This window comes from Roseomonas aerilata DSM 19363 (assembly GCF_000711725.1).
In the GTDB taxonomy this organism is placed as follows: Bacteria; Pseudomonadota; Alphaproteobacteria; order Acetobacterales; family Acetobacteraceae; genus Roseomonas; species Roseomonas aerilata.
In genome coordinates this window covers 1-9348 of sequence record NZ_JONP01000087.1, presented here as the reverse complement: position 1 = coordinate 9348, position 9348 = coordinate 1, and the positions used below count along the sequence as shown (strand labels likewise).

The window sequence follows — 9348 nt, the reverse complement described above, 5'->3', positions numbered from 1 at the left end:
GCGCTCCATCTGCGCCCGCTCGAGCTCCTTCCGCAGCCGGCGGATCTCAGCCCCCTCCGCCGACATCGTCGCCGCCGTCGAGACGGGGCGCTCCGCAACAGGAGCCCGACCGGCGTCAGATCCGAGCCGACCTCGCCAGTTGCGCAGCATCGAGGGCTGGATCCCCAGCTCCCTTGCCACCCGCATCAGCGGGCGGCCGCTGCTCTCCAGCAGCCCTACCGCCTCCCGCTTGAACTCCTGCGTGAACTCACGCCGCGTCGTCATGATCAGGGCACCTCGCTCCCTCAGGAGCTTATCCGAGGTGGCCACCATTACAGGGGAGGGTCACACCGCTCTTTCATGGTTTACGTGCGTCAGGACGCGTACCGGTTCGTGCCCCAAGCCGGTCAGGTGCAGGAGGATTGCCGGCGCGAAGCGGTAGCTCTGGCCGTCGAAGAGGGCCGACGCCGTGGCGTGGAGGTTGATGTGGATGAGCGCACTATCCGCACAGGGTCTGGCCGGAACGGCTTCAGCGTCACCTCCACATGCACAGGACAGGCGATAGCCATTCCTCGGCGCTGAGGTCATCTGTCTTTGCCGCCTTCAACTTGGCGCCGATCCGCGCTTCAGCCAGCGGACAACGAGTTGGCCGTCGAACTTCTCTAGTGCGGCTCGCCCTCCCGCTGTGTGAGCCGCCTGGTGATATCCTCGCCTCTCTGCCGTATAGCTTCAGCTGCTTGCGTCAAGCTTGCTTTGGCATCAGCTCGCACAGCCGGATCCTCGGCGTCGTTTGCTAAGTTCGTCGATATCTGAACCGCCTCGGCAGTGTGCATGAGCGGAAACGGCTGCCTCCCGTTATCCGCACCTTGGGCGATGTCGCTCCACCGCTCGAGCAGCCCACCCTGGTCACACGTTAACAGAACTGGCCCTTTCGTGTTCTGTTTTCCATTGGTTAACATAATGCCTCTGTGATAAATCAGACGTGTGGAAGCCGCCGTGAGAAGCACGAGTGGCTCCGATTACCGTCAGGATCTACGGTCCGTCACGAACCGTCGTATCGCAAGGTGATCATGCACCGCCCTCAGGGCGTCGTGGCCAGGTGACACCCATGCTCATGATGTTGCGGCAACTGACGTCGTTGATTGTTGATGTATTGAACTTTGAGGAAGCCACTCCGTACCGAAGTTGCTCGTCGATTGCAGCGCTTCCGGCATTTCCCAAAGCTCGCCCCAACTGACTGAGCGGCGTGTTGGACTTGCTTCGGTTTGGTGGAGAGGTGTTGCGTTAGTTGGCGGTCATTCTCTCGAACCGGGCCGGGCTTGTGAAGTCGAGCGCGGAGTGGCGCCGAACGGGCTTGTAGAAACCCTCGATGTACCGGCCGATGGCCTGTCCGGCTTGCTGACGGGTCCCGAACATGGTGCGCCAGACGAGTTCCGACTTCAGCGTTTTGAAGAAGGTCCCCACCATCGAGTTGTCGTAGCAGTTCCCCTTGCCGGACATCGAAATCAGGATGCCGTGCTTCCGGAGTTCGGCCTGGTAGTCCGTGGAGCAGTATTGGCTGCCGCGGTCGGCATGGTGGATCAGCCCTGGTGCCGGGCGGCGCATGGTGAGGGCCCTGCACAGAGCCGCCAGCGCCAGTTCCCGATGCAGCCCGTCCGCCACGGCCCAACCAACGACGCGGCGCGCGAACAGGTCGATGATCACGGCCAGATACAGCCAGCCTTCGCGGGTCCAGATGTAGGAGATGTCGCTGCCCCACTTCTGGTTGGGACCCTCGCCGAGAAGTTTTGGTCCAGCAGGTTGGGCGCGATCGGCCAGGCATGGTGGCTGTCGGTGGTTCGCTTGAACCGCCTCTTCTGCCGGGCACGGAGCCCGTTCCCCCGCATCAGAGGGCCGTCCAGCGGCGCCCGACCGCCAGGCTAATGTCCTGCAGCTCCCGCGTCATCCGCGCGCTGCCGTAGGTGCTATGAGAGAGCGCGAAGGCTGACCGGACATGCGCCAGCAGCACCATGTCCTCGTGCTGGCGGTGACAGGCCGGGCGGCCCTTCCAAGCAAAGTAGCCGCTCTGGCTGACGCCGAGCACGCGGCGGAGACGGTGCCCGGGGAACTCCTTCTTCGCCTCATCGATGAGCGCGAACCTCACCGACTTCCCTCCTTGGCGAAGAAGCCGTGGCCCGCTTGAGAATGTCCCACTCCTGACGAAGAACTCGTTCTCTCGCCGCATCCGCTTCAGCTCGGCCACGACGTCTTCCTGACCAGGCCGCCCGGGCTTATCCAGTTGCCGGTCCTGGCTCCGACCGATCCACCGGACCAACGTCGACAAACCAAGCCGAGATCCTCGGCGATCTCGCGCTGGCTCCGGCCGCTGGTCCGGACCAGCCGGACCGCCTCCTCCTCGAATTCCTTTGTGTACTGTCTCTGCTGCGTCACCGAGTTCCCTTTGCCTCATCAGGAACCCTCCACTTTTCCGGGGCAAGTCCATCCACCACCACGGCTAAATACAGGAACCCCGCCGCCGTCGGCACATAGGTGATGTCGGCTACCCAGAGCTGGTTAGGCCCCGATGCGGCGAAGTTGCGATCAACCAGATCAGGCGCTGGCCGGGCCTCCCTGTCGCGCCGCGTGGTCGTAGGGCCGCCGTGCCAGTTGCCGGCGCCCACCAGTCCGGCCTGATGCCTCAGCTGCGCGATCCGCTTGCAGCCATGCCGCTCGCCCTGGGCTCGTCAATCGGCATGCACCCGCGGTGCTCCGTAGATCTGGCGCGACGTCGCGTGCACGGTCCGGACCCGTTTCAGCAATGCCTCGTCGACGACGGCATGGGCCGAGGGGGGCGGCGGAACCAAGCGTGGTAGCCAGCCTTGGATACGCCAAGCAGCTGGGCCATGGTGGCGATCGGGAAGCAGGCCTGGTTCGCGCTCATGAACCGGAAGAGCCCCTCGGCACTGCGCCGGTCTCTCGTGCAATTCAGGCCGCGGCATTTGAGAGGATGTCGCGCTCCGGCCGGAGTTGCTTGTTCTCCCATCGCAGCTGGGCCAACTCGTCGCGCTCGGCCGTAGCCAAGCCCGAGGTCATCCCCTCCTGTCGGCCTTCTTGCTTGTCACCCGCGGCGACCCACGCACCGATCGACTGCGCGGCCGGCTCGAACTCTCGGGCAAGATCCTCGGCCAACCGTCCGGCGCGAACCAAGTCAACCATCTGACGGCAGAACTAAGGTGAATACGGCGAGCGCGCCTTGGGCATTAGGAACACCTCTGGCTAAGCTTCAGGGTGTCCACGAAACCGGGTCAATCCCAGAAGAGAGCGCCACGTCCTGGAAGACGGTTCGAAGTTCAGCGAATTCACGGAGATTCTGCAGCCCGCATCGAAGATTCGTACCGCTGCTGCGTTGATGGCGTCTCCTCCAAGGTCCGCTTAACCAGATATTATGAACAACGGCGTATTTATATTCTGAAAGAGCAGTTTCGCACATCCGTGTTGCGCCCGCTTCTCATTGGCCGGGTCCGGCCGGAAAGTCCACGTCCTCCTTGGAGGCATTCCGTGCTCGCCCGGATACGCGCCCGCCCTACAGCCGCTCTCGCCTTGTTCCTGCTAGACACAGGCTTCCTTGGTTTCGCATGCTGGGGCGGGCTGCTGCTGCTTGGCAGAGATCATTCCGTCAGCCCCGCCGCCTTGCTTTTCCCCGCAGCCGACCTGCTGTTCCTCTACGCCATGGGCCTGTACCGACGTGAGGCGCTCGTCCAAATGGGTGAGAGCCTTGGTCGCGTACCGGCTGCGGCCGGTGCTGCCGGCCTCACCGGCTGGGTGGCCACGGCGATCCTGCCAGCTCCATTCAGCATGCCTGACGTGCACCTGATGTTCGCGGCGGCGGTTCCATGCTTTGCGGGAGCTGGTTTAGCCGCACGCTTGGTACTCCACCTACTTCGCCTCAAGGGCGCCTTTCGTCGCCGCCTCCTCATCATCGGCGCGGGCAGACGCGCTTGGGACCTCGTGTGGCTGCTGGGCCATGAGGCGCGGACACTCGCCTTTGAAGTCGTCTTCGTGCATGATGACCAACTTGGAGAGCTTGACCCCCGCCTCGCAGCGGATCCAACCCACGAGATCATCCCTGGGCTTGACGGGCTCCTCCTTGCCGTCCGCAGACGAAATCCCGATCAAATTGTGGTTGCCCCGGACGAGCGGCGCGGCTTGACCATGGAGGGCCTGCTAGCCTGCCGGATGGCCGGTTACCCGGTGAGCGAGTACGCGCAGTTCCTGGAAAGAGAAATCAGGCGGATTGATCTCAAACGCCTAGATATCAACTGGCTTCTTTATGCCGATGGTTTTGCCATGGGCACTTTGGATCGCTTTTTCAAGCGAGGGCTCGACATCGTGGTAAGCATCGCGCTGCTGCTTGCGACGGCACCCACCTTGGTAGTTGCTGCTCTAGCTGTGAAGCTTGGCGATGGCGGTCCCGTCTTCTACCGACAGGATCGTGTAACGCGCGGCGGACGCGTGTTCCGCATCATCAAGCTCCGCACGATGTCTGTAAATGCCGAGCGAGCGGGCGCAGTCTGGGCAGCGAGGATTGACCGACGCATCACCATGACCGGGTCACTTTTTCGTCGAACACGACTGGACGAGTTACCTCAGCTGTTCAGCATCCTGCGCGGAGACATGGCTTTCGTGGGCCCACGACCCGAGCGTCCTGAATTCACCCAGCAACTCGCTGCTCGACTGCCGCTGTACGAGAACCGTCACCTAGTGCGGGCTGGTCTGACCGGCTGGGCTCAGGTCAACTATCCTTATGGCGCCTCGCTGAACGATGCACGATCCAAGCTCAGCTATGATCTTTTCTACGTGAAGAACTTCAGCATCATGTTCGACCTGCGCATTATCCTTCAAACCCTGCGCGTCGTGTTCTGGCCAGACGGTGCTCGGTAGAGGACCGCCCAGTGGGCTTCTGGCAAATGCCTGTACACTGCCCTCTTGGTAGGGCCATCTCGATAACAGACATTCGAGGGCTTCCAGCCTTCATTGACCACTCTTCAGCATTGCTCACCCTTCAGGCCATGCATGTTCACCACCCACCAGCGACCGGACGCTGTTGGCGAAGTAGCCAGCCCGGGGTTGGGCGGCGGCGTTTCATCGGGTTCTCTGTTCGGAGATCTCCGATGTCACTCCGCCAGCAGCAACCGATCCCGCCCGTGCCCGAGGACACCGCCCGGGCTGCCCGAGCAGCCTTCCGGCGAGGTAACCCTTGCCTGGTGCTGCGGGACCGGCCTGGGGCAGTCTTCAGCGATGCCGATTTCGCCGACCTCTACCCCCGCCTGGGCCAACCCGCCTACGCACCGTGGCGCCTGGCTCTGGTCACGATCCTCCAGTTCCGCGAGGGCCTGAGCGATCGTGGGGCGGCGGAGGCCGTCTGAGCGCAATCGACTGGAAATACCTCCTCGGCCTTGATCTCGCGGACCCCGGCTTCGACCACAGCGTTCTTTGTGAATTTCGCGCCCGATTGCTGGTGGGCGAGGCCACGGGCCGTTTGCTCCAACGGGTCCTGGACGCCGCACGGGATGACGGTCTGCTCCGGGGCCGCGGGCGACAGCGGACGGACAGCCCCCATGTGCTCGCCGCAGTGCGTGACCTGAACCGGGTTGAGCTCGTGGCCGAGACGTTACGCACCCCCCTTAACGCCTTGGCCGTGGTCGCTCCCGACTGGCTGCGCGCGGTGGCCTTGCCGGAATGGCAGGAGCGCTACGGGCGGCGGATCGAGGAGACGCGGCTGCCCGAGGGGGGCCAAACGTGATGCCTACGTGATCGTCGTCGGCGCCGACGGCTTCCACCTCCTGGACGCTCTCGCGGGGCAGACGACACCACGCGCAGCCGCGGCCCTTCACGCCGTCGCGGTGCTGCGTCGGGTTTGGGCGCGTCACTTCGAGCAGACCGAGGACGGAGCCGGCGGTGCACGCCTGCGACCGGTGCAGGGGCGTGGACCCGGGGATCGGGTGGAATCGCCCTACGACACGGAGGCGAGGTACCAAACGAGAAGCAGCACGCGCTGGACCGGCTACATGATCCACCTGACCGAGAGCTGTGATGCGGGCGCGCCTTGTCTGGTGCTGGACGCCGACACGACACCGGCCAACGTCCATGAGGCGAGCCGCACGGCTGCGATCCACGCCGCCCTCTCACTCCCCGCCCGCTACGACGATGGCGGCCTCTCCGGCGGTACCCTGGACCGCCCGGCTCTCCAGCAGCTCCTGGTCGACATCCGCGCCGGTAAGGTCGACCTGATCGTTCTCTACAAGGTCGACCGCCTCACCCGCTCACTGGCCGACTTCGCCAAGCTCGTGGACGTGCTCGACGCCCACGGAGTCTCCTTCGTCTCCGTCACCCAGCAGTTCAACACCACCACCTCCATGGGCCGGCTGACGCTCAACATGCTGCTCTCCTTCGCCCAGTTCGAGCGCGAGATCACGGGCGAGCGCATCCGCGACAAGTTCGCCGCCTCCCGCCGCAAGGGCATGTGGATGGGCGGCACCGTGCCTCTCGGCTACGCCGTCCACGACAGGAAGCTCGTGCCCGTTCGGGCCGAGGCCGAGCGGGTGCAGCACCTCTTTCGCCGCTACCTCGCCCTCGGCTCCGTGCTCGCGCTGGGGGAGGAGGCCACGCGTGAGAGCGTCCTCAGCAAGGCGGGCCGGCCTCTCCCTCGCGGTGCCCTGTTCCATCTGCTGCAGAACCGCCTCTACCGCGGCGAGGTCGTCCACAAGGGCCACACCTACCCCGGCGAGCACGATGCCATCGTGGAGAGGGATCTCTGGGACGCCGTGCAGCAGCGCCTGGCCACCAACCGCCAGGACCGCAGCCCGGGACAGCGGAGCAGCAACCCGGCCCCGCTGCTCGGCCTCGCCTACGACGCCTCCGGCGATCGTCTCACCCCCACCCACGCCATCCGCCGGGGCGTGCGCTATCGCTACTATGTCTCCCACCGGCTGGTCACTGACGGCCGCTGCCGCGCCCCTGATGGACGCCGCATCCCAGCGAATGACCTCGAACGCCTGGTTGTCGATGCTCTGCTTCAGTTCCTGACCGACCGCCGCGGCTGCTCGGCGGTCTGGGCGATGGCGGAGCGCTCCCCACGAGCCTGCCCGAGCAGCACCGGCTGATGCGCGCTGCCCAGGCGCTCGCCGGTCGCTGGCCTCGGCTCAGCCCCTCGGAAGGACGTGACCTGCTGCATCGCTTGCTGACCCGTGTCGACGTCACCGACGAGGCGGTCACCCTTCAGCTCGATCCCTGCCACCTCCGCGACCACCTGCTAAGTTCGGAACCCGACGCCGGCGATGCAGTCCATGCTCCCGTCGCGCTCTCCGTGCCCGCCACCCTGATGCGGGCAGGGCAGGAGACAGCGCTGGTGCTGGGTGACCGGGACGCCCCCACCGCCCCCAACAAGCGCAACCCGACCCTGGTACGCCTGATCGTGCGAGCCCACGCGCTGCACGATGCGCTGCTCACCAGCGGCGATGCTTCGCTCGAGAACATCGCGGCGCGCGAGGGCGTCTCTCGCTCCTACCTCGCCCGGCTTGTCCGGCTCGCCTACCTCGCCCCCAGCCTGACCGAGGCTATCCTCCTGGGCAGTCAGCCCGCCGCCATCACCCCGTCGCGCTTGATGCGCGACACCCGCCTGCCGCTCGACTGGCGGGAGCAGCAGCGCCTCCTCAGCGCCGAATGAGACCAGCGGGCCGGCGGGGCGCATCGCCTCCGCCGCACCCGCTTGCACCAACCCTCATCGCCCGTCGACAGGGCATATTCAAGCACGGCCCACCCTGGAGGGCCGCGCTGCTGTTTCCCTAAGCATTGTCGTTCGGAATGTTCAGCACTAAGCCACAGGCCTTGCAATGCACCGCATCCAGATCGTGACGCTGCAGCCCGCATTGGGGGCAGGGATGCAGCACCTTCCCGCCAGGCCGTAACACGGCCTGGGCTAGGCGGAAGAACAGCGTGATCCCAACGATCATCATGATAACAGAGAGCAGTTCGCCAAAGGTGCTGCCGACGAGAGTGATGTCGCCGAAGCCGGTGGTCGAGAGTGCCGCGACGATGAAGTAGAGCGCGTCCACGAAGTCGTGGATTTTCTCATTGGTCCCGCGCTGGGTCACGTAGACCAATGATGAGGCCATGACGACGAACACAGCCAAGTCCATGGAGGCACGGATCACTACCTCGTCGCGCCGCACCGCGGGGAAGCGCCCCTTGAGGCGGCCGAGTACGTTGTAGGACCGCAGGAGGCGAACCGTGCGCAGGATGCGCAGGAATCCGAGGTTGGCGCCGAGGGCAGAGACAAACAGCGAGGCGACAACGAGGATGTCCACAAACGCCGCACCGTTGTCGAAGAAGTGCATCAGGTGTCGGTGGGCAAGCATCCTGCCCAGCAGCTCGAGTGCGAGTAAGATGCCGAGCGCCAAGGCGACGGCACGTATCCAGGGCGCATCGGCGACAAATGTTGTGGCAAGGAAGTAGGCAATCGCAGCCAGGTCGATAGCTAGGAGGCCAACCTGGAACGCCACGGCGGCCGGCCGGTGGCCATAGAACATGCGCCTTAGCTGTATGCGGAACCGCCCCAGCCCACTTGGCCTGTGCTCCGGCCGGGGTGAGGACACGATTGCGTCGCGTGCGCTCTCATGGGGCGCTGGCTCCTCCGGACCACCGTGAGAGGTGATTCTGGCTGCGGCTGTGGAGTTTGCGCTTTCATCCAGCCCAGCTCATCGCCTTGCTCCTCCTCTCGGGCATCCGCGCTGTCAGGACATAAGATGAACGCCCCGGGCAAGAGGAAGATCATTCCAAGCCCTCCCACTCGCCTAAACAAACCACAAAACAGGGCCAAACTCGCTATCGTGAGAGGAGCGACCTCCAGAGGGCCCTAAGAGCTGCTGGCTTGCTGCCGTGCCGGTGGTGTCATCCTGGTCTCCGAAGAAGCGACGGCAGCCTCGGCCATGGTGGCGCTGATCTCGCGCAGCAGGGCAGAGCCTTTGATGGTGGGCTGCACCAGAACGGAGCGGCGGTCTTTCGGGTCGGTCTTGCGACGAGCGAAGTCGAACACGCCCAGACGGTCTAGCGCGCGGGTGATCGCGGGCTTGGAGACGTTCAGCGCCGAGGCCAGGCCGCGCACCGTATGCGGCCCCTCTCCTAGGTAGACGGTCAGGAAGACGCCGAGCTGTCGTGCGGTGAGGTCAGGCCCGTCGCGACGAACGAGCGAGACAATGGTCTCTCGCAGGACCTCGATGAACTGGTCCGGTGTGCCTTGCACGGGCATCGACCTCCTAGGTCAGGGAGCGCACAGGAAAGCCGGGCGCGTGAGCGCCCGGCCTTTGTCGTGTCATGAGCAAGCGGCCCAGC

The 9348-nt window shown here is 64.9% G+C and carries 9 protein-coding genes and 1 pseudogene; 4 read left to right on the top strand and 6 right to left on the bottom strand.

Translation table 11 applies throughout. The features are described 5' to 3' along the window. From BO39_RS28405 to BO39_RS28395, 4 genes are all read right to left on the bottom strand, one after another. Positions 1–267 (bottom strand): transposase (locus tag BO39_RS28405; RefSeq protein ID WP_245615461.1); only part of this gene is annotated, 267 nt, incomplete at its 3' end. A gap of 996 nt (positions 268–1263) precedes the next feature. Next, positions 1264–1797, bottom strand: a complete 534-nt coding sequence (locus BO39_RS35105) for an IS3 family transposase (protein ID WP_281175646.1) — start codon at positions 1795–1797, stop codon at positions 1264–1266. A 67-nt stretch (positions 1798–1864) separates the two neighbouring features. Continuing rightward, positions 1865–2122 (bottom strand): hypothetical protein, encoded by a 258-nt coding sequence (locus BO39_RS35100; RefSeq protein ID WP_281175644.1) that lies wholly within the window; start codon positions 2120–2122, stop codon positions 1865–1867. 821 nt (positions 2123–2943) lie between these two features. Next, positions 2944–3165 carry a hypothetical protein gene (locus BO39_RS28395; RefSeq protein ID WP_156964094.1) on the bottom strand — a complete coding sequence of 74 codons (222 nt, stop codon included), beginning with the start codon at positions 3163–3165 and terminating at the stop codon, positions 2944–2946. A gap of 351 nt (positions 3166–3516) precedes the next feature. On the opposite strand from BO39_RS28395, the gene BO39_RS32155 reads away from it, so the two are divergent. From BO39_RS32155 to BO39_RS30665, 4 genes and pseudogenes are all read left to right on the top strand, one after another. Next, positions 3517–4899, top strand: coding sequence for an exopolysaccharide biosynthesis polyprenyl glycosylphosphotransferase (locus tag BO39_RS32155; protein ID WP_169742890.1), 1383 nt, complete (start codon positions 3517–3519; stop codon positions 4897–4899). A gap of 230 nt (positions 4900–5129) precedes the next feature. Further along, positions 5130–6473, top strand: a pseudogene (locus tag BO39_RS32150) (recombinase family protein); the annotation flags it as partial. A 6-nt stretch (positions 6474–6479) separates the two neighbouring features. Then, a complete protein-coding gene (locus BO39_RS35095) occupies positions 6480–7121 on the top strand; it encodes a recombinase family protein (RefSeq protein WP_342666351.1) in 642 nt (213 codons plus the stop codon). Beyond that, on the top strand, positions 7121–7684 hold the full coding sequence (locus BO39_RS30665) for a hypothetical protein (RefSeq protein ID WP_052402984.1): 564 nt from the start codon (positions 7121–7123) through the stop codon (positions 7682–7684). The genes BO39_RS35095 and BO39_RS30665 overlap by 1 nt, the downstream gene beginning before the upstream one ends. A 118-nt stretch (positions 7685–7802) precedes the next feature. On the opposite strand, the gene BO39_RS28365 is transcribed toward BO39_RS30665, so the two are convergent. Continuing rightward, positions 7803–8546, bottom strand: a complete 744-nt coding sequence (locus BO39_RS28365; protein ID WP_052402983.1) for an ion channel — start codon at positions 8544–8546, stop codon at positions 7803–7805. A 326-nt stretch (positions 8547–8872) separates the two neighbouring features. Further along, positions 8873–9265 carry a MarR family transcriptional regulator gene (locus BO39_RS28360; RefSeq protein WP_043840095.1) on the bottom strand — a complete coding sequence of 131 codons (393 nt, stop codon included), beginning with the start codon at positions 9263–9265 and terminating at the stop codon, positions 8873–8875. Positions 9266–9348 lie beyond the last annotated feature (83 nt).